General features: G+C 55.0%; 12 protein-coding genes. 6 read left to right on the top strand and 6 right to left on the bottom strand.

All coding sequences use genetic code 11. The features are described 5' to 3' along the window. The first annotated feature begins 11 nt into the window (after positions 1 to 11). Positions 12 to 1,121, top strand: a complete 1,110-nt coding sequence (locus Q1K76_RS10415) for an ABC transporter permease (protein ID WP_258327604.1) — start codon at positions 12 to 14, stop codon at positions 1,119 to 1,121. 158 nt (positions 1,122 to 1,279) lie between these two features. Here Q1K76_RS10415 and Q1K76_RS10410 read toward each other — a convergent pair whose 3' ends face one another. Further along, positions 1,280 to 2,077 carry an FKBP-type peptidyl-prolyl cis-trans isomerase N-terminal domain-containing protein gene (locus tag Q1K76_RS10410; protein WP_158096831.1) on the bottom strand — a complete coding sequence of 266 codons (798 nt, stop codon included), beginning with the start codon at positions 2,075 to 2,077 and terminating at the stop codon, positions 1,280 to 1,282. Positions 2,078 to 2,171: 94 nt separating this feature from the next. Then, on the bottom strand, positions 2,172 to 2,756 hold the full coding sequence (locus Q1K76_RS10405; RefSeq protein WP_087407850.1) for an FKBP-type peptidyl-prolyl cis-trans isomerase: 585 nt from the start codon (positions 2,754 to 2,756) through the stop codon (positions 2,172 to 2,174). 301 nt (positions 2,757 to 3,057) lie between these two features. On the opposite strand from Q1K76_RS10405, the gene Q1K76_RS11905 reads away from it, so the two are divergent. Further along, positions 3,058 to 4,101, top strand: coding sequence for an acyltransferase (locus Q1K76_RS11905; protein WP_366944498.1), 1,044 nt, complete (start codon positions 3,058 to 3,060; stop codon positions 4,099 to 4,101). Continuing rightward, the gene (locus Q1K76_RS10400; protein WP_087407851.1) at positions 4,098 to 4,796 is read left to right on the top strand and encodes an NAD-dependent deacylase; all 699 of its coding nucleotides are present in this window, start codon (positions 4,098 to 4,100) and stop codon (positions 4,794 to 4,796) included. The genes Q1K76_RS11905 and Q1K76_RS10400 overlap by 4 nt, the downstream gene beginning before the upstream one ends. Before the next feature lie 82 nt (positions 4,797 to 4,878). Here the strand turns inward: Q1K76_RS10400 and Q1K76_RS10395 are convergent, their stop codons facing one another. Continuing rightward, complete coding sequence (locus Q1K76_RS10395) at positions 4,879 to 6,702, bottom strand: Na/Pi cotransporter family protein (protein ID WP_300133157.1); 1,824 nt, start codon at positions 6,700 to 6,702, stop codon at positions 4,879 to 4,881. 183 nt (positions 6,703 to 6,885) lie between these two features. Here Q1K76_RS10395 and Q1K76_RS10390 point away from each other — a divergent pair, with 183 nt between their 5' ends. Next, complete coding sequence (locus tag Q1K76_RS10390) at positions 6,886 to 8,559, top strand: nucleoside kinase (RefSeq protein WP_300133154.1); 1,674 nt, start codon at positions 6,886 to 6,888, stop codon at positions 8,557 to 8,559. 95 nt (positions 8,560 to 8,654) lie between these two features. Here the strand turns inward: Q1K76_RS10390 and Q1K76_RS10385 are convergent, their stop codons facing one another. Then, entirely contained in the window at positions 8,655 to 9,629 is a 975-nt protein-coding gene (locus Q1K76_RS10385; protein ID WP_087407854.1) for a polyprenyl synthetase family protein, read from the bottom strand. Between the two features lie 117 nt (positions 9,630 to 9,746). On the opposite strand from Q1K76_RS10385, the gene polA reads away from it, so the two are divergent. Together polA and mfd are read left to right on the top strand one after the other, a co-directional pair. Beyond that, positions 9,747 to 12,536 carry a DNA polymerase I gene (gene polA / locus Q1K76_RS10380; protein ID WP_300133150.1) on the top strand — a complete coding sequence of 930 codons (2,790 nt, stop codon included), beginning with the start codon at positions 9,747 to 9,749 and terminating at the stop codon, positions 12,534 to 12,536. Positions 12,537 to 12,615: 79 nt separating this feature from the next. Continuing rightward, the gene (gene mfd, locus Q1K76_RS10375; RefSeq protein WP_300133148.1) at positions 12,616 to 15,960 is read left to right on the top strand and encodes a transcription-repair coupling factor; all 3,345 of its coding nucleotides are present in this window, start codon (positions 12,616 to 12,618) and stop codon (positions 15,958 to 15,960) included. On the opposite strand, the gene Q1K76_RS10370 is transcribed toward mfd, so the two are convergent. Beyond that, complete coding sequence (locus tag Q1K76_RS10370) at positions 15,899 to 17,305, bottom strand: mechanosensitive ion channel domain-containing protein (RefSeq protein WP_300133146.1); 1,407 nt, start codon at positions 17,303 to 17,305, stop codon at positions 15,899 to 15,901. The two genes, mfd and Q1K76_RS10370, sit on opposite strands and share 62 nt — an antisense overlap. A 125-nt stretch (positions 17,306 to 17,430) precedes the next feature. Beyond that, entirely contained in the window at positions 17,431 to 19,212 is a 1,782-nt protein-coding gene (locus tag Q1K76_RS10365; protein WP_300133143.1) for a family 10 glycosylhydrolase, read from the bottom strand. Positions 19,213 to 19,559: the final 347 nt, after the last annotated feature.

The raw sequence follows: 19,559 nt of genomic DNA, 5'->3' as shown, positions 1-19,559 counted from the left end.
GAGGTCGTTCTATGGTTCTACTTTATTTGCTGGAGAAAGAGTTCAAGCAGTTTTTCAGGGATCCCGGTCTGCCCAAGATGGCCATCGCCTTCCCGGTGCTGATGATGCTGGTATTTCCCTTTGCCGTGAGCATGGAGATACGCAACATCGACCTGGTGGTGGTCGACAGCAACCGGTCGGTCGCCTCGTCGAAACTGGTAGAGAGCTGTACCGCATCGGGCTACTTCAACCTGGTGGAGGTGTGCGACGACCCGGCCCGGGCCATGCAGCTGATGGACCGGAACAAAGCCGACGCCATCCTGACCATCGAATCGGACTTCGACCGCTGTCTGGAGCGGGGCGAGGCGCTGCCCGTGGGGGTAAAGGTCAATACCATCAACGGCACGAAGGGGAGCATCGGGGCCGGTTACCTCACCTCGTGCATCCAACGCTACTACGCCGAGAATGCACCGACCCAACCCACTACGGCAGCAGCCGGTCCGCAGCTCGACGTGTCGTCGAAATACTACTTCAACACCTATCTCGACTACAAGAAGTTCATGGTGCCGGCCCTCATCGTCATCGCCATCACCATGCTCACGGGCTTCTTTCCGGCCCTCAATATCGTGAGCGAAAAAGAGCGGGGCACCATCGAGCAGATCAACGTCACCCCCGTAAACCGGGGAGCCTTCATCCTCTGCAAACTCATACCCTACTGGCTGGTGGCCTTCTTCGTGCTCACGGCCTGCCTGCTGATTGCCCGCTGGGTATTCGGCTACACGTGTGCCGGGTCGGTGGGGTTGATGTACTTCTTCACGGCCGGCAACATTCTGGTGACGGCCGGCATGGGGCTGCTCATCTCCAACTACAGCGACAATGCCCAGCAGGCCATGTTTGTCACCTGGTTCTTCATGATGGTATTCATGCTGGTGAGCGGCATCTTCACCCCCATCGCCTCGATGCCCGGGTGGGCTCAGGCCATCACCTACCTGAATCCCATGCGCTACTATGCCGATGCCATGCGCGGCATCTACATCAAAGGCAGCTCGCTGGCCGATGTCTGGACCGATGCGGCGGGTCTGCTCACCATCGGAGCCGCGATGGTTTCGTGGGCTATCCTGAGCTACAAAAAGACTAATTGAATCTCAAAACTCACAACGAGGGGATCTACAAAAAAAGAAAGAGTTCGGTGCGATACCGAGCTCTTTCTCTCTATTTATGAAAATACAATCGTCTGGTTCAATCGCAAGGGTCGAGGCACCTTGTGGCAACCCACTTCCCCTCACGGGAGGTTATCCTCTTATTTCAGAATATCCAGAACCTCAACCTCGAATACGAGAACCGAGTTGGTCGGGATCTTGTCGCCGGCACCACGTACACCGTAGCCCAGTTCGGCGGGGATATAGAGGATGTATTTGCCACCCTTTTGCATCAGTTGCAGACCTTCGCCGAAACCTTTCACTACACCGGCAGGCGAGAAGGTAGCGCTGGCATTGGCATCGAATTGAGTACCGTCGATCAATGTACCTTTGTACGATACTTTGGCACGTTGGTTGGCTTGAAGCGTTTCGCCTTGACCGGCTTTAACTACTTTGTAGAGCAGACCCGATTCGGTCTTTACTACACCCTCTTCTTTGGCTTTCTCGGCCAGGAAGGCTTCACCTTTAGCCAGGTTTTCTTTAGCTTCGGGAGACTCGGCCAAACGAGCGAGTTCCTCTTTTTCCTTAGCCTCGGCAGCAGCTCTGAAGATAGCGTCGAGAACGCCATTGGCCTCCATGTCCGAAATCAACAGCGTGGTATCGCCAGCCAAAGCCTTTTCGTAAGCCTGAATAAAGGTAGGCACATCGATTTCGAGGCCCGTGCCTTGCTTGATGTTTTTCAACATCTCTTTCACATAGAGACCCTGGCTCAAACCCATTTCATAAGAGCGTTGAGTCGAGTCCGATTTCATGGCAGCGGCAAAGCCTTTCATGAAGTCGCCGGTATCGATACCTTTCAGTTGGTCGTACATACCCGATTTCATGGCCTCGCCCAGACGGGCACCATTCGAAACACCCAGCGCATAGCTGGCACTATCGGCAGCGTTTTCGAGTTTCACAGCGGCTTTGTTTCCGCAAGACGACATTGCCGTAAGACCGGCAAGTGCCACAAAGAATAAAATACTTTTTTTCATTGTTTATGAGGTAAATAAATTACAATACTTTTATCAGTTCCACTTCGAAGATGAGCGTAGCGTTGGCCGGGATGCTGCCCCCTGCGCCCTGTTCGCCATATGCCAAATCGGAGGGTATGTAGAGTTTCCAGCGCGAGCCCTCGGGCATCAGTTGCAGAGCCTCTACCCAACCGGGTATTACCTGGTTGACCCCGAAGACGGCGGGAGTGCCCCGTTGTACCGAACTGTCGAATACCTGTCCGTCAATCAGCGTACCGTGATAGTGACACTGCACCTTGTCGGTAGCCTTGGGTTTGCGGCCTGTACCCTCGGCGAGTACCTCGTATTGCAGACCGCTGGGCAAAACCACTACCTCGGGACGCTTGGCATTCTCGGCCAGGAAAGCCTCGCCGGCCCGCCGGTTCTCCTCGGCAATCTCGTTTTGCAGGTTGGTGAAATACTCGTTGATAATCTGTTTGGCCTCTTCGAAACTAATCTCGGGCTTCTCGTGCTTATATACGGCCTCTACGCCTTTGGCAAAGTCCTCGACATTCAGAGATTTAATACCCGAACCCAAGAAATTGTGCCCCATGCTGAGACCCAAAGCATAACTCAGTTTGTCCATTTTCTATTCTATTGTACAGTTAAGCAAACATAAATACAATATTTGCGTGGCGAAGATAGGGCTTTTATGCTTAATTCGATAAAATCTCCTTAAAAAAAAATATAATTTGGCCCCGAATACAACCATTCAATAGTTTACCAAGACTTATCTGATAACTATTATAAGATTTCTACAAAACTCTCTTCTGCTATGCCTCACTCTTTGATTAAGTTTCCCTTTCAAACCAACAGAAAGATTTTGAGAACAATTCTTGTCTAATCCGTTATTTTATTCTATTTTTACTTTATTATTCACTTCCGTCATGCAAGAGAACAAACCTCTGCTTATAACCCGACGTAACAACATGGATCTTGTGAGATACTATCTTGCATTATCGGTTCTCATTGCCCATTTTAATTACTTAACCGGATTCGAAATACCCTGGCCCACAAACAGTTTTACCGGAGTAGGTGGATTTTTTGCCCTCAGCGGATTCCTTGTATTTGGAAGTTTTCTAAAAAAAAGGAGTGTAAAAATATATTTGGAGCGACGAGCCAGAAGAATTCTTCCTCCCTATTTTTTTATTGTACTACTCTGTTCCATAGGCTTAGTCACCATATCCGACCGATCTATTCTCGATTATTTTCAATCGAGTCAATGGCTAAAGTACACTCTTGCCAACCTCTCCTTTTTAAATTTTATCGAACCCTGTTTACCCGGAGTTTTCTCGGGAAATGTGACTCAAGCCGTAAACGGTTCGTTATGGACGATGAAGACCGAATGGCTATTATATCTATCTGTTCCAATAGTTTTTTGGTGCTATACACGTTTCAAATGGAATAAGACCTTTGTTTTTATTTCTATTTACTTGTTATCGATTGCATACCGTTTAACTTTTCTATTTCTCTTTCAGTCTACCGGACAAGAAATATATAACATCTTATCTCGACAGATATTAGGACAATTGATGTTTTTTTACTCTGGAGTCCTCATCTATTTCTATTTCGACAAATTCATGAAATATCGATGGCATATATTTTTCATAGCGTTCATATTAGTTGGCTTACGAGAATATATACCTTTCTATTCATTCACAATAGGCCCCATAATAGTAGCGTCATTAGTGCTTTTCTTCTCCATGGTAGGGAAATGGGGGCATTTTTTCAGCCGGATAGATAATGTATCGTACGATATGTACCTATTCCATTTCCCGGTCATTCAACTGGCAGTTCACTTGGGAGTATGCGACTATGGGCCAGGAGTGGCTTTTACTGTCGTACTGGTTACGACGGTTCTCCTCTCCATACTGTCATGGAGTTGTATTGGGAAAAGATTCATGTACAAACCTAAAATATCACAACAATGAAAAAGAAACTGGTTGTTCTCACCGGAGCGGGCATGAGTGTAGAGAGCGGGCTCTCTACCTTCCGCGACAGCGGCGGCCTGTGGGACCGCTATCCCGTAGAAGATGTGGCTACCCCCGAGGGCTGGGAACGTAATCCCGCCCTGGTACAGGGATTCTACAACAAACGGCGCAAAGAGCTGTTGACCGTCGAGCCCAACGCGGGCCACAAGGGGCTGGCCGAGCTCGAGAAAGAGTACGACGTGACCATCATCACCCAGAATGTCGACAACCTGCACGAGCGGGCCGGCAGCACGCATGTACTCCACCTGCACGGCGAGTTGACCAAGGTGCGGTCGGTCAAGGACGAAAGCCGGGTCTACGAACTCACCCCCGACCAGTACGAACTGGCCCCCGATGCCACCGACTCGCACGGCGACCGGCTGCGGCCGCACATCGTGTGGTTCGGCGAGGCGGTGCCCATGATCGAGCCGGCCATCCGCATCACCGAAGAGGCCGACATATTTGTGGTGATAGGTACCTCGCTCAACGTCTACCCCGCTGCCGGGCTGCTGGCCTATGTACGCCCGCAGGTACCCATCTACCTCATCGACCCCAAAGAGGTGCGGGTACCGATAAACCGCCCCGTACACGTCATCCAGAAGGGGGCTTCGGAGGGCGTGGCCGAACTGATCGAAGATTTACGACACGAGGCGTGACCTCGCTGCTGCTCCCCAATTACACACAGAGCCCGCGGATGTTTTCCGCGGGCTCTGTGCTATACGGCTATCACAAACCGGGTCAGGCGTGGCGTACCTCCTGCTGCTTGATGGCATCGACTACGTTGATGACATAGTCGCCCAGCCGCTCGCACTCCGAAATCATATCCATGTAATAGATACCGGCCTGATATTCGTAATGCATGTTGTTGATATTCTCGATGTTCGATTTACGCAATTGATTGCGGAAGTTGTTGATTTCGCACTCCTTGTTGTACGAAATCATAATCTCGCTCATGGGAGGTTCGTTGCTCGACAGGAGCGCCACCATATTCGACAACGCCTCGGAGTTGAGGCGGAACATGGCGTCGATGTTGCTCACAATCTCGTCGTTGAAGACGATGTGCGAGTCTTGCTTGCGCTGCAGCGTGCGGGCCAGGTTGTAGCAGCAGTCGCCTATGCTCTCGATTTCAGTCACGATACTGAGCATGCCGTTTACCCGCATCTTGCCTTCGAAGCTCAACCGGCCACCCACTACCAGATTCAGGAACCCGGCAATCTCGAGCTCCATGCGGTCGCAAATCTGCTCGTACTTTTCGATGCGGTTATAGAGTTTCATATAGGCCTCGCTCCCCTCCTTCTCGTGCAAGAGGTCTTTCACCATGCCAAACATGCGTTGCACCCGCTCGGCATAGACGGCAATCTCCTGATGGGCCTGGGGCAAATTCAACTCCGAGGCCGAGAGCATACCACGCGAAATGAATTTCAGCTGGAACTCCTCCTCGTTCTTGTCTTTCACCCGCACCAGGTGGGTGACAATCTTCTCGTAGAGCCCTGTAAACCAGATCATGATGGTTACGTTGATGACATTGAAGACCGTGTGGAACATCGACAGGCCGAACGATACCGAGAACTGCATGGCCTCGAAATGGGCCTTTTGCTGTTCAAAGTCGGGCGTATTCAGAGTGCCTCCGTTGTTGAGGGCATTGATGAGCGAAGGGTTGGTCTGCTCGTTGGCCGAGACGAAAGCCATCAGGTCGTTGGGATTGCCTACCCCCAGCGAGGTGCATATCCACACGATGAAGCGGATGAAGGGATAATAGAGAATCAACGTCCAAACCGACCCCAGCACGTTGAAGAGCAGGTGCCCCATGGCGGCCCGCTTGGCCGACACGTTGGCACTGATCGAAGCCAGCAGCGGAGTAATGGTGGTACCTATGTTACTGCCCAGAATCAGGGCGGCGGCGATGTCGAAAGTAATCCATCCCTTGCTGCACATGATGAGCGAGATGGCCAGCGTGGCACTCGAGGCCTGCACAATCATCGTCACAATAGCGCCCACGGCACAGAATATCAGGATAGAGAGGAAACCCATCTGGGTATACGAGGTGAGGAACTCGAATATCTCGGGATTGCTTTTCAGGTCGGGGACCGAGTGGTTCAGGTAATCGAGACCCATGAAGAGGAACGAGAAGCCGATGAGAAACTCGCCCCACGACTTGCGGGTGCTGCTGCCCGAGAAGAGCAGCGGAGTGCCTATACCAATCAGAGGCAAGGCAAACAGCGTGATGTTGACTTTGAACCCGAAGATAGAGATAATCCAGGCCGTAACGGTGGTTCCCACATTGGCACCCATGATGACGGCCATCGACTGCCCCAGAGTCATCAGACCCGCATTGACGAAACTCACCACCATCACCGTCGAGGCCGACGAGCTCTGTATCAATGCTGTTATCAATATACCGGTAAACATTCCTGAAAACCGATTCTTCGTCATTACAGCCAGGATATTGCGCAGCCTGTCGCCCGCCACCTTCTGTAACCCCTCACTCATGACCTTCATGCCATACAGGAACAAGCCTACCGACCCGATTAAGGTCAAGAAGTCCAGAAATGTGTACTCCATAAAAGTTTCTTAAATAAGTTGTTTTATTATCCTCTTTGTGGTATATTTAACACTCAATCTTGCATCTGGAAAAAGCATTCGTTTGCAAATTTATACAAATAAAAATAGTTGCCCAGAGGAAAGATTGTTGTTTTACTTTTATTAACGAATTAAAGAAGGCTCTACCCTGAGCTGAAAACTACGATGGAAAGAGAAAAATTTGACGTTTTTTGTGTAAACACCGGAAAGACCATTCGCGTAGAAGGCGGTGAATCGCTGCTCGAAATTTACGAAATGGCCAAACCGCAACTGGCTCATCGTCCGGTATGTGCCTATGTCAACAACAAGACCGAAGAGTTGAGATACCGGGTATACGGCCCCAAGGACATAGAGTTTCTCGACATTACCCACCCCTCGGGCATGCGCACCTACGTGCGCTCGCTCTGCTTTGTCATGTACAAGGCCATCCGCGACATCGTGCCCGGCACACGACTGCGCATCGAGCACTCCCTTTCGCACGGGTACTACTGTCTGCTCGACAACCCCGAGGCACTGAAACCCGAAACTATCGCCCGCATCAAGGAGCGCATGGCCCAGATTATCGCAGCCGACATTCCTTTCGAGAAAATCGAGTGCCACACGGCCGATGCCATCGAGGTATTCCGGGCACAAGGCATGCTCGACAAGGTGGAACTGCTGCAGTCGACCCGCCAGCTCTACACCCAATACCATACCCTCGACGGACTGGCCGACTCGTATTACAGCTGGCTCACCCCCTCGACAGGCTACCTGCAGGGTTTCGACTTGATCAAGTACAACGGCGGGGTGCTGCTCGTGCCTCCTACCCCCGACGACCCCACCACGCCGGCTCCTATCGAACCGCAGGAGAAGATGTTGAACGCCTTTAAGGAGTACCTCACCTTCAACCACATCGTGGGGTTGAGCAACATCGGCGACCTGAACCAAGTGGTCGAGAACCGCCAGGCGACCGACCTCATCAAGGTGGCCGAGGCGCTGCACGAGAAGAAAATCAGCAAGATTGCCGACGACATCACCCGCCGATACCACGAGGAGGGCACCCGCATCGTGCTCATCTCGGGGCCCTCGTCATCGGGTAAGACCACCTTCTCCAAACGGCTCTCGATACAGTTGATGACCAACCTGCTCAAGCCGGTGGCCATCTCGCTCGACAACTACTTTGTCAACCGCGAGGATACGCCCCGCGACGAGACGGGCGACTACGACTATGAGTCGCTCTATGCCCTCGACCTCGACCTCTTCAACAAAGACCTCAACCGGCTGTTGCAAGGCGAGACGGTACCGATGCCTACCTACAATTTCGAGACCGGCAGCCGCGAGTACCGAGGCAACACCCTGAAGCTCAACGAGGGGGCCGTGCTCATTCTCGAAGGCATCCACGGGCTGAATCCCGACCTGACGCCTCAAATCGAGCCGCACCTGAAGTACCGCATCTACGTCTCGGCCCTCACCACCATCTCAATCGACGACCACAACTGGATACCCACGGCCGACAACCGGCTGCTGCGCCGCATCATCCGCGACTTCAAATACCGCGGTGCCTCGGCCCAAAGCACCATAGCCCGCTGGGGTAGCGTGCGCCGAGGCGAAGAGAAGTGGATTTTCCCCTACCAGGAGAATGCCGACGCCATGTTCAACTCGTCGCTCCTCTTCGAGCTGGCCGTGATGAAAGATTATGCACAGCCCATTCTCAGCGCCGTGCCGCACAACTGCCGCGAATATGCCGAGGCTCACCGTCTGCTCCACTTCCTGGGCTACTTCCAGTCGATCAACCAGCGCGAGATACCGCCCACCTCGCTTCTGCGCGAGTTCCTCGGCGGCAGCAGCTTCAAATATTGATACCTGCATTCACCCCATAAACGGCCAACGGGACTGCCCTCGTGAGCAGTCCCGTTGTCGTATCTCTCTGGTCTCCTGGAAAGAAAACTGTCTTCTTACTTTTCGCGCTCGATCGTATAGTCGAGTATGGAGATGAGCGCATCGACCGTCTCCGAAGGGGGGAATCCCTCGAGCAGAGCCACGGCCTCGTTGCGTATCCGCTTCATGGTCTCGTAGGCATAGTCGATACCACCCTCGCGTTTGGCATACTCGATGAGCGTGTGCACACTCTCGGCCGAGAGATGCTCCTCGTTCAACAAGGCCCGCATCCGTTCGTTCTCCTCGCCCTTACCCTGTGTAATGGCATGGATGAGCGGCAGGGTGAGCTTCCCTTCGCGCAGGTCGTTGCCGGTGGGTTTGCCTATCACCTTGTCTTCGAAATAGTCGAATATGTCGTCTTTAATCTGGAAACAGAGACCCAGCTTTTCGCCAAACTGCCCCAACCGCTCTACATCGGCTTCGCAGGCTCCGGCCGCCAAGGCGCCCACCTGCATGCAGGCATAGAAGAGCGATGCCGTCTTGCGGCGAATTACCTCGAAATAGGCATCCTCGTCAAGGCGATGTTCCCGGGCATTGGAGAGCTGGTCTATCTCCCCGCGAGCCAGCTCGCGACCCAACACACCCAAACTGGCAATGATGGCCATCTGGTTGGTCCGCACCGAACAGGCCAGGGCACACGACACGAAATAGTCGCCCGTCAGCACCGCAATGCGGTTGTCGTACAGATGGTTGATCGTAGGCAGCCCCCGGCGTTTCTGCGACTCGTCTACCACATCGTCGTGTATCAGGCTGGCGTTGTGCAACAACTCCAGCGAGGCGGCGGCATCGATTGCTTCGCGTGGTACCGGGCCGAACAGTTTTGCGCACAACAATACCAGAATAGGCCTTATCTGCTTGCCTTTACTCTCGAGATAGGTGTTGATTACCTCGTTCATCAAGGGACTGTTCGTGTGCAGTGTCTCGGTAAGGGTCTTATTCAGTAAGTCGAGCTCGTCGGTTATAGGTTGCCGTATGACCAAAAGTTTATCCATATCAATTTATTCTGCTGCAAAAATAGTAATAAAACAAAAGAATCCGTATTTTTATCGTAATTTTACCGCATTGCAATGACGCTTTTTTAATTCTTATCTACAAACCGCATATCCGACATGCAAGAGAAAAGACTATTTCTGTTAGACGCCTACGCGCTCATCTACCGCTCTTACTACGCATTCATCAAGAACCCCCGAATCAACTCCAAAGGTGTAAACACTTCGGCCATTCTGGGGTTTGTCAATACACTCGAAGAGTTGCTCAAGAAAGAGAATCCTTCGCACATCGCCGTGGGGTTCGACCCCCAGGGTCCCACCTTCCGTCACGAGGCCTACGAGCAATACAAGGCCCAGCGTGAGGAGACACCCGAGGTGATACGCTACTCGGTGCCCATCATCAAGCAGATTATCGAGGCCTACAACATCCCCATCATCGAGGTGCCCCGCTTCGAGGCCGACGACGTGATAGGCACTCTGGCCAAACTGGCCGAGAAGGAGGGTTTCGATACCTACATGATGACCCCCGACAAGGACTACGGACAACTGGTATCGCCCCACATCTTCATGTATCGCCCCAAGTTCGGCGGCGACTTCGAGATACTGGGCCCCGACGAGATAAAGGCCAAATACGGCATCGACTCGCCCGAGCAGGTCATCGACATTCTGGGCCTCATGGGCGACAGCTCCGACAACATACCGGGTTGCCCCGGCGTAGGCGAGAAGACCGCCGTGAAACTCATCGCCGACTTTGGCGGCATCGAAAACCTGCTGGCCCACACCGACCGGCTGAAAGGTGCCCTCAAGACCAAAATCGAGACCAACCGCGAGCAGATCGAATTCTCCCGATTCCTGGCCACCATCCGCACCGATGTACCCTTGACCTTCGACGAAGTGGCCCTGCGCCGCGAACCGGTCAACGGCGAGAAACTACGCCCCATCTTCGAAGAGCTGGAGTTCCGCACCCTCACCGAACGGGTGCTGGGCAACAAAGCGGCCACGGCCGCCGCGCCCAAACCGGCCCCGCAGCGCTCGCTCTTCGACCAGGCTCCGCAACCTGCCGAAGAGGCTGCCGACGAAAAGCCGGCCGAGTCGAAGCTGGCCGACATCCACACCGTACCCCACACCTACCACCTCGTCGATACCGCCGAAAAGATGTGGGACCTTGCCGCCCTGCTGGCCTGCGCCCCGGCCTTTGCCTTCGACACCGAGACAACCGGAGTCGACCCCATGAGCGTCGAACTGGTAGGACTCTCGTTTGCCCTCAAGGAGCACGAAGCCTACTACGTACCCGTGCCCGACGACCAGGAGAAGGCCCGCGAAACGGTGCGCATCTTCAAGTCGGCCCTCGAAAACCCGGCCTCGCTCAAGATCGGGCAGAATATCAAATACGACTACATCGTGCTGCACAACTACGGGGTCGAGGTCAAAGGCAACCTCTTCGACACCATGGTGGCCCACTACCTGCTGCAACCCGAACAGTACCACAACATGGACTATCTGGCCAGCATCTATCTGGGTTACAAGACGGTGGAAATCGAAGAACTCATCGGCCCGAAGGGGAAAAAGCAGCTCTCCATGCGTCAGGTACCCGTCGAGCAGGTCTACCCCTATGCCGCCGAGGATGCCGACGTGACCCTGCAACTGAAAAACCGACTCGAAAAGGAGCTGGCCAAAGATAAGATGGAGAAGCTCTTCTACGAGATGGAGATGCCCCTCACCCGAGTGCTCGCCGACATGGAGATTGCCGGTGTCAATGTAGACACGGCCGAACTGAAAAGCTCGTCCGACCTGCTCACCCGCCGCCTGGGCGAACTCGAACAGGAGATTTACCAGCTGGCCGGTACCACCTTCAACGTGAGTTCGGCCCGACAGGTGGGCGAGATTCTTTTCGAACGGCTCAAAATCGACGAGAAGGCCAAGAAGACCAAGACCGGACAATACTCCACCACCGAAGAGATACTGGAGAAACTGCGTTCGCGGCATCCCATCGTGGGCAAGATTCTCGACCAGCGCGGCATCCGCAAGCTGCTGAGCACCTATATCAACGCCCTGCCCGAGCTCATCAATCCCAAGACGGGGAAGATTCACACCTCGTTCAACCAGACGGTCACCGCCACCGGGCGCCTCAGTTCGAGCAACCCCAACCTGCAGAACATCCCCATACGCGACAACGAGGGACGCGAGATTCGCCGCGCCTTCGTGCCCGACCCGGGATGCCTCTTCTTCTCGGCCGACTACTCCCAGATAGAGCTGCGCATCATGGCCCACCTGAGCGGCGACCCGCACATGATCGGGGCCTTCCGCGAGGGGTCGGACATCCACGCCGCCACGGCTGCCAAAATCTACAAGGTACCTATCGGTGAAGTCACGGCCGACATGCGCCGGAAGGCCAAGACGGCCAACTTCGGCATCATCTACGGCATCTCGGTATTCGGGCTGGCCGAACGGCTCAACATCCCCCGCAGCGAGGCCAAAGAGCTAATCGACGGCTATTTCGAGAGCTACCCGCAAATCAAGGAGTACATGAACAAGAGCATCGAGGTGGCCCGCGAAAAGGGTTACGTCGAGACCATCTGCGGCCGCAAGCGCATGCTCCCCGACATCCATTCGCACAACAGCGTGGTGCGGGGATATGCCGAACGAAACGCCATCAACGCCCCCATCCAGGGCAGTGCCGCCGACATCATCAAGATTGCCATGATTCGCATCGCCCGGCGATTCGAAGAGGAGGGGCTGAAGAGCCGCATGATTCTGCAGGTGCACGACGAACTCAACTTCAACGTCCCGACCGACGAACTCGAACGGGTGCAGGAAATCGTACGCCACGAGATGGAGAACGCCTACCCCTTGCAGGTACCGCTGGTTGCCGACTATGGTACCGGCCACAACTGGCTCGAGGCCCATTGACCCCAAAATAACAGCGCGATACGCCTCGTAACGACGAATAATTGTGTAACTTTGTTTCCCGGTTTAGTAAACGATAAACATGGACATTCAAAGTTTTTCTGCACGCTTCAATACGTCGGCGAGGCGTGATGCGTTTTTATCGCTGGTCAAGGACTCCAAGAGAAAAAACATCTTCATTCAGGGACTCGAAGGCTCGGCCCCGGCTCTGCTCTTCTCCAACTTGCTGGAGAACAAGAAGCCGCACCTCATCATCGCCAACGACCTCGACGAAGCCGGCTACCTCTACAACGACCTGGTGCAGATCAACGGCAGCGACCGCATCCTGCTCTTCCCCTCGGGCTACAAGCGCGACATCAAGTACGGACAGCCCGACCCTCCCTCCGAAATCCTGCGGACCGAGGTGCTCAACCGGCTGAACCAGAAAGGCGACTCCCTGCTGGTAATCACCTATCCCGAGGCTCTTGCCGAGAAGGTGGTGCCGGTCGATACGCTGTCGGACCAGACGCTCCACATCGACAAAAAGAGCAAGTACGACATCGTGGCTCTGGCCGACAAGCTGCGCGAGCTGGGATTCAGCGAGGTCGACTATGTGTATGAGCCGGGGCAGTTTGCTGTGCGGGGCAGTATACTCGATGTCTTTTCGTTTACCAACGAGTTGCCCTACCGTATCGATTTCTTCGGGAAAGAGGTAGAGAGCATCCGCACCTTCGAGGTCGAGACGCAACTCTCGACCGAACGGCTCGACGAGGTCTACATCGTCTCGAATGTCTGCGGGAAGGAGGCTTCAGGCATCTCGATGCTCGATTTCATCGACAAAAACGCCATTCTCGTATGCCACAACCTCTCGTGGGCACTCGACCGGATAGAGGCCGTCGCCTCGGAGTCGCTCTCGGAGCAGACCCTCATTGCCGAGGAGGGCGACCGCGACGCCATGAAGAAGATTATCGACCCTGCGGCCTTCCGCCAAAAGGCGCTGTCGTTCCGCCGCATCGACTACGGTACCTCGAGCGAGGCGAAGACTCCCGCCGTCATGCGGTTCGACTGCGCACCGCAAGGGGTCTACCACAAGAATTTCGACCTGGTGAGCCAGTCGTTCTCCCAATTCATCGAGAAAAAGTACACCATCTACATCCTCAGCGACAGCGAAAAACAGATCGAACGGCTCCAGGCCATCTTCGAGGAGCGGGGCGAATCGATTACCTTCACCCCCGTGCTGAAGACGCTGCACGAGGGGTTCGTCGACAACGATCTGAAGATGTGCTGCTTCACCGACCACCAGATATTCGACCGCTTCCACAAGTATACCCTCAAGAGCGAACATGCCCGCTCGGGCAAACTGGCCCTCTCGCTCAAGGAGCTCAACCAGATAGAGGTAGGCGACTACATCGTGCACGTCGACCACGGAATCGGCCGCTTCGGCGGACTCATCCGCACCGAAATCAACGGCAAGATGCAGGAGGTTATCAAGCTCACCTACCAGAACGACGACATCATCTTCGTGAGCATTCACGCCCTGCACAAGCTGGCCAAATATCGGGGGAAAGAGGGAGAGACGCCCCGCGTCAACAAGCTGGGCAGCGGCGCCTGGGAGCGCATGAAGGAGAAGACCAAGGGCAAGATGAAAGAGATTGCCCGCGACCTCATCAAGCTCTATGCCGCCCGCAAGCAGGAGAAGGGCTTCGCCTTTTCGCCCGACTCGTTCCTGCAACAGGAACTCGAGGCCTCGTTTATCTACGAAGATACCCCCGACCAGATAAAGTCGACCGCCGAGGTCAAGGCCGACATGGAGCGCGAACGGCCCATGGACCGGCTCATCTGCGGCGATGTGGGATTCGGCAAAACCGAGATTGCCATACGGGCCGCCTTCAAGGCCACCTGCGACAACAAGCAGGTGGCGGTACTCGTACCCACCACCGTGCTGGCCTTCCAGCACTACCAGACGTTTAAGGAGCGGCTCAAGGAGTTCCCCGTGCGGGTAGAGTATCTGAGCCGGGCCCGCAAGGCATCGGAGGTGAAAGCGATACTCAAAGACCTGGTCGACCGCAAAATCGACATCATCATCGGCACCCACAAGCTCATCGGAAAAGATGTGAAATTCAACGACCTGGGGCTGCTCATCATCGACGAGGAACAGAAGTTCGGCGTAGCCGTCAAGGAGAAACTCAAACAGATGAAGGTCAACGTCGACACCCTCACCATGTCGGCCACCCCTATCCCCCGCACCCTGCAGTTCTCGCTCATGGGGGCGCGCGACCTCTCGGTCATCACCACCCCGCCGGCCAACCGCTACCCCATACAGACCGAGGTACACGCCTTCAACGACGATATTATCAAGGAGGCCATCAACTTCGAAATGAGCCGCGGCGGACAGGTGTTCTTCGTCAACAACCGCATCCCGCAACTCTACGAACTCGAGAACACCATACACCGCCTGGTACCCGATGCCCGCGTGGTCATCGGCCACGGACAGATGCCACCCGAGAAACTGGAGCAGGCCATCATCGACTTTGTCAACTACGACTACGACGTGCTGCTGGCCACCACCATCATTGAGTCGGGCATCGACATGCCCAACACCAACACCATCATCATCAACGATGCCCAGAACTTCGGGTTGAGCGAGCTGCACCAGCTCCGAGGCCGTGTGGGCCGCAGCAACCGCAAGGCCTTCTGCTACCTGCTCACCCCGCCCCGCCACACCTTCTCGGTCGATGCCCGCCGCCGGTTGCAGGCCATCGAGAGCTTCTCGGAGCTGGGCAGCGGCATACACATCGCCATGCAAGACCTCGACATCCGGGGGGCCGGCAACCTGCTGGGGGCCGAACAGAGCGGTTTCATCGCCGATTTGGGATATGAAACCTATCAAAAGATTCTGAAAGAGGCGGTCGACGAGTTGAAAAACGACGAGTTCAGCGACCTCTACTACGGTGCCGACTCCGACGCGAAACCCGAGGAGTTTGTCTCGGAGTGTACCATCGAGTCGGACCTCGAGGTACTCTTCCCGGCCGACTACGTGCCGCAGGAGTCGGAGCGCATCTCGCTCTACCAGGAGCTCGACAACATGGAACGCGAGACCGACATCCGCCAGTTCTGCGAACGGCTCGAAGACCGCTTCGGCCGCATCCCCCACGAAGCCATGGAGCTGATACGCATCGTGCGTCTGCGGCGGCTCGCCAAGCAGTTGGGTATCGAAAAGGTGGGGCTGAAACAGGGGCAGATGTACCTCTACTTTGTCTCCGACGAACACGTGGCCTACTACCAGTCGGCCGCTTTCGGCCGCATACTGGCCTACCTGCAAAAGAACCCGCGCCAATGCAAACTGCGCGAGATAAAGGGTCGCCGTTCGCTGGCCATCAAGGATATTACTTCGGTGGAATCGGCGGTTGCGGTGCTTGAGGAGGTGCTGCAGACCGATCCGGTTTAGCCGCCGTCGAACCGGCCGCACGCATCGTACCAAAAGGTATTCCCCACATCTCGTCGGGGTGATGCCCGGCCGTAATCAAGGCGGCATTGATGTAGTCGCGGCTCGAGGGATTCTGGAAAGGATAGAGCCCGAAGGTAGGCATGATGGCCATGTAGTGCTCGAAAATCTCCGATTGAATCGACTCGTAGCTGGCCCAATCGGTGTTGGTCGAGAAGCAATAGAGCTGCAACGGCAGGCCGTTGTCGGTCGGGTCGAGGGCCCGCACCATCAGGAGCATCTGGCTGCCGATGAACTTGTGCTGTTGCAGATAGAGGGTCATGTAGGCCCGGAAGAGACCCAGGTTGGTCTCGATGGTTCCGTTTACCAGCCCCTCGCTGTTCTGGGTATTCTCGACGATGCCCCGCTGCTGCTGAGCCTCCTTTTTCTCGATGAAATCGCGCAAAATCACCACCTCTTCCTTTATCTTTTCCAGAAACTCGGGCGTACAGAATTTCACCGTGCTGATGTCGATGGTCAACGAGCGCATGATGCGCCGTCCTCCCGCATCGGTCATGCCCCGCCAGTTCTGCACCTCGCCCGACACCAGCGAATAGGGCGGCAAGGTCACGATTGTGTTGTCGAAGTTCTGCACCTTCACTGTGTCGAGCGACACGTCGATGACGATGCCGTTCACACTGCCGCCCGGCACCACAATCCAGTCGCCGTTGCGAATCATGTCGTTTTGCGAGAGTTGTACCCCGGCCACAAAGCCCAGAATACTGTCTTTGAACACCAGCATCAGCACCGCGGCAAAAGCACCCAGTCCCGTAATGAGCGCCATGGGCGACCGCTCGATGAGAATCGAGACCGACACGATTACCCAGAAACCGGCCAACAGCCCCCGGATAATCTGAATCATCCCCTTCATGGGACGGTTGCGCAGGGCCGTACGGCTCGAATAGATTTCCCAAAAGACCGACAGTTGCGTATTGAGGGAGAAGACAATCACCCCCAACACATAAATCCAGCAGAGTTTCTCGATAAGTTTCAGGAAGGCCGGCGTGCCGTGAAAGGCAAACGGCAACAGCGACAGGATGACCAACGGCGGAATGATGTGCGTCAGTCGGGTAAAGAGGTGCGCCTTGACCAGCCCCTTCATCAAACTGCCGCCCCGATAGCGGGCCACGAGGTGAATCCCGTAAATCACGATGGCCCGCAGAATGCGGCCCACCACAATCGCAATGACAAAGACCAGCAGGCTGTACACAATCTGGTCCCACACCGGCGAAGGCTCGCCGGTGAACCGCTGCAACAAATCCGACACCCAGGCCATGAGCCGGTCGGCTATCTCGTACGCTTTATTCATCGTTTCCGTTTTTTTCTTCTAAAAACGCCGCATCGGCTCGTAGGGTTCACCCCACCCTCACACAAAAAAAGGAGCTTCTCCCCAAAAACGAGAGAAGCTCCATCTTCATAAAAAACTAAAAGCAACTACCGAACGACTACTTTGTAGCCATTGACTATGTAGAGCCCGGCAGGAAGGGTAATCTCGGTTGTGCCCCGCTCGACCTCGGCCTCGCGCACCAGTTGCCCGGTAACGGCATAGACCTGCACGGTCGTCGCCTCGGGAGCCGATACGCACACGACACCTTGCGCCCCATACACGGCCAGCGATTCGGCCCGGCCGGTCTGTATGCCCGAAGGGGTCTTCACATAGGGCTCCGACTCGTTGCCGGCGGCATCGATAGCCGTCACCACAAAGTAGTAGCCCGACTGCGTGCACGACGACACGTCGGCACTCGTCTCCCAGGTAATCTGCTGCAGATAGGTCGACTTTTCATACGTGGCAGGACTGTTGACCACCCGGCTAGGCACATAATAGAGAGCATATCGTATGGTCTCGTCGGCCCCGGGTGCCTGCCACGAAAGGGTGTTGCCCGAGAGGGTTATATCGGTAATCCGGGGGAGCGTTTGGGGTGTCTTCCACGACATGAGCGGGGTCAGGGCGGGTTGGGTAAACTTCTCCTCGGCCAGATAGTCGGCCAGACCATAGCTGAAGAACTGGGTCGTGTTGAAGAAGACATGGCCCGGAGCCCCCAGCAGGTCGGTCGACCGGTTCATGTCCACCTCGAAACCGCACTCTTCGGTCCCCTGAGCAGCCGTAGCGGCTACCGAACGCTCGACCATCGAGAGGTTGTCGTATTCGCTCTCGGTGATGCGAAGCCGTTGCAGGATGCTGCGGCGTTGCGGAGCGCTCTGTGGCATGGTCGAGATGCGCATGCTCGAGTAGAAGTGGCGCCCCATCACCTCGGCCACTCCGGCCCACCAGGGCACCAGCGTCTTGTAGCCCCAGGCCCGGGTGTTGAAGCTGGGCCAGTAGCATTGCGGCGAGATGTAGTCGATGCTCTTGGCCTTCAGCCAGGCCACCCCGTCGCAATAGAGTTGCGAATAGGCGCTCGTGCCGCCGCTCGTGTTCAGGTAGTCGATGCCGTAGGCGTTGGCCACGCTCTGCGGACCGCCCCAGATACCGAAGGGCCCAATACCGAATTTCACGGTAGGCTTCGTCGCCTGAATCATACTGTATATGTCGGCCATCAAGGTGTTTACATTCTCGCGACGCCAGTCGCCCACATCCTTGCCGGCCGGTTTGTAGAGGCTCTGCGAATAGGCATCCTGGTTGGTGGTTCCCTCGTAGGGATAGAAATAGTCGTCGAAGATAACGCCGTCGACGTTGTAGTGGGTGATAATATCCTCGATGACATCGACCAGATAGGCGGTCACTTCGGGATTGCCCGGGTCGAGGATATAGCTCGACGAATACTCGAGCAACCACTCGGGGTGATTCTTGCGGATGGGGTCATCGGCCCCGTGCATGTTCTTCACGCTCTCGTAGCGGTAGGGATTGATCCAGGCATGCAGCTCCATGCCCCGCTTGTGTGCCTCGTCGATAGCAAATGCCAGCGGGTCGTAGCCGGGATCCTTGCCTCGCGTGCCGGTGAGGTATTGCGACCACGGCTCGTAGGCCGACTGATACAGCGCATCGCACATGGGACGCACCTGCATGTAGACGGCATTCATGCGGGCCGCCTGCATACCGTCGAGTATCTCGACCAGTGCAGCCTGCTGCTGTGCGGCCGTCTGAGTCGATTTGGGCCAGTCGATATTGCTTACCGAGGCCAGCCACGTAGCCCGTAATTCTCGTTTGGGCGATTCGGCCACGGCCGAGAATAAGAAAACCGTAGCCAACAGGATGAGGAGCAGATGTTTTTTCATGTTATTTTCAGCAGATTGGTGTGCAGGACAAAAATACACCGAAAGCGAGAGATTCATTCACTCTGTTTTGCTAAAATAAAACAAATAACATTTAAAATACATTTACACACTCTGCTCTGCCATCCCTTCTCCCACACGAGGAAAGAGAGAAATAAGCAAAAGATTCCTTATCTTTGTAGAAGATAGGATGCGGCTCGACATAGCCAAATTTGAAAACATGGTTTTCATTTGTCTCTGCACTCTCCTTTCACTATCTTTGTAGAAGATAGGATGCGGCTCGGCATTGCCAAACTTGAAAACATGGTTTTCATTTGTCTCTGCACTCTCCTTTCACTATCTTTGTAGAA

The organism is uncultured Barnesiella sp. (assembly GCF_946496565.1).
GTDB lineage: Bacteria > Bacteroidota > Bacteroidia > Bacteroidales > Barnesiellaceae > Barnesiella > Barnesiella merdigallinarum.
The sequence above is the reverse complement of the archived record's forward strand: the minus strand, read 5'-3'. Positions and strand labels throughout refer to the sequence as shown.

Coding starts and splice junctions, on each gene's coding strand:
- Q1K76_RS10415 (WP_258327604.1), top strand. CDS start 12: ATGGTTCTACTTTATTTGCTGGAGAAAGAGTTCAAGCAGTTTTTCAGG.
- Q1K76_RS10405 (WP_087407850.1), bottom strand. CDS start 2,756: ATGGACAAACTGAGTTATGCTTTGGGTCTCAGCATGGGGCACAATTTC.
- Q1K76_RS11905 (WP_366944498.1), top strand. CDS start 3,058: ATGCAAGAGAACAAACCTCTGCTTATAACCCGACGTAACAACATGGAT.
- Q1K76_RS10400 (WP_087407851.1), top strand. CDS start 4,098: ATGAAAAAGAAACTGGTTGTTCTCACCGGAGCGGGCATGAGTGTAGAG.
- Q1K76_RS10395 (WP_300133157.1), bottom strand. CDS start 6,702: ATGGAGTACACATTTCTGGACTTCTTGACCTTAATCGGGTCGGTAGGC.
- Q1K76_RS10390 (WP_300133154.1), top strand. CDS start 6,886: ATGGAAAGAGAAAAATTTGACGTTTTTTGTGTAAACACCGGAAAGACC.
- Q1K76_RS10385 (WP_087407854.1), bottom strand. CDS start 9,629: ATGGATAAACTTTTGGTCATACGGCAACCTATAACCGACGAGCTCGAC.
- polA (WP_300133150.1), top strand. CDS start 9,747: ATGCAAGAGAAAAGACTATTTCTGTTAGACGCCTACGCGCTCATCTAC.
- mfd (WP_300133148.1), top strand. CDS start 12,616: ATGGACATTCAAAGTTTTTCTGCACGCTTCAATACGTCGGCGAGGCGT.
- Q1K76_RS10370 (WP_300133146.1), bottom strand. CDS start 17,305: ATGAATAAAGCGTACGAGATAGCCGACCGGCTCATGGCCTGGGTGTCG.
- Q1K76_RS10365 (WP_300133143.1), bottom strand. CDS start 19,212: ATGAAAAAACATCTGCTCCTCATCCTGTTGGCTACGGTTTTCTTATTC.